Genomic DNA, 1,329 nt, shown 5'->3' with positions numbered 1-1,329 from the left:
CTAAGCCTGTTAAAGATACACCCGCATTGGCAAACGCAAATATCGGCAAAATAAAGAAGGCTACCCAGGGATGGAAGTCATGCTCGAGTTCTTTCGCCAAACTTAAGCCGTTGTCGTTTGTTTGATAAAGCGGAATAAACCATGCGATAGCAAAGCCTGCCAATGTTGCGTGCACGCCTGATTTTAATACCGCGACCCAAACAACTGTGCCGACAAGCAGGTAGGGCGCAACCTTCGAAACTTTCATACGGTTGAAAGCAAACAATACGATTAGCCCCCATGAAGCGACGATTAATGAGGTAGTTGAGAGTTCACTAGAGTAAAAAATCGCAATGATCACGATCGCTCCGATATCATCGAAAATCGCGACAGAAAGTAAAAATAGCTTTAAAGACAATGGTAAGCTTTTTCCAAACAAACTAAAGAGGCCGAGTGCGAATGCGATATCTGTTGCGGATGGAATCGCCCAGCCACGAACCGACATCGGATCTTCACTATTTATCACCCAGTAAATAAGGGCGGGTATTGCAATACCGGCCACAGCGCCAATAGCCGGCAGAAGTACTTGATCAAAAGAAGATAAGCTGCCTTCGATCATTTCTCGTTTAACTTCCAAGCCTACAACGAGAAAGAAGATCGCCATCAAACCGTCATTGACCCAAAGTAGAAGCGGTTTGTTGATAATAAAATCGCCAAATGACACTTGGATCGGAATATCTAAGGTGCCGTAATACACGCCTTGTAATCTGGTATTGGCAAAAATAAGCGCTAACACGGCGGCTGCAATCAATAACACCCCGCTTAGGGCGTCATGATCGATCATGTCTTTAAAATCTTTGGAATCGTGTGTTTCTTGACGGTCTTCGTGGTTCATCCATCTCTCCGCTTGTTCCCAAGCAATAGGAATAGTCGAATATTTATAAAAAACATTCGGTTTTAACGAATTTTAAGCGAGGAAAGGGCTCCTTGGAATATCTAAAAACGTAATGTTGTACTTGAGCTTGTGAATTTTTGTACTTAGCTGTAGGGCCCAAAATCAAAAAGGGCGCTGACATGAAAAAAGGTTTGATGGTGAGTTCTGTGATCGTTGGATTATTTGCTTGCAGCAGTAGTTCGGGACCTGACGCACCAGAGAGTATTCATATCAATACAGACTTGAGCGCATTGTTGAGTGATCATGCGAAAGTTGGTTCCACACATACTTTTTAAAGGCATGTTGACAGGTGTTGGTTGAATAATTCCGGAGCTATTTACCCACGCGTGAACTTATTTAGATGCTTTTGTTCTTTAGATATAAACCAAAATAAAGCATGGACTCGTAAAGCAAAT

Annotated in this window: 2 protein-coding genes; one reads left to right on the top strand and one right to left on the bottom strand. The window is 42.7% G+C overall.

Annotation, left to right across the window (positions count from 1 at the left end; genetic code table 11):
* Positions 1–874 (bottom strand): Na+/H+ antiporter NhaA (gene nhaA / locus A3739_RS26325; protein ID WP_068503350.1); only part of this gene is annotated, 874 nt, incomplete at its 3' end.
* A 179-nt stretch (positions 875–1,053) separates the two neighbouring features.
* Here nhaA and A3739_RS29000 point away from each other — a divergent pair.
* Complete coding sequence (locus tag A3739_RS29000) at positions 1,054–1,209, top strand: hypothetical protein (RefSeq protein WP_156493682.1); 156 nt, start codon at positions 1,054–1,056, stop codon at positions 1,207–1,209.
* The last annotated feature ends 120 nt before the right edge of the window (positions 1,210–1,329 follow it).

The organism is Oleiphilus sp. HI0067 (genome assembly GCF_001635735.1).
The sequence above is the reverse complement of the archived record's forward strand: the minus strand, read 5'-3'. Positions and strand labels throughout refer to the sequence as shown.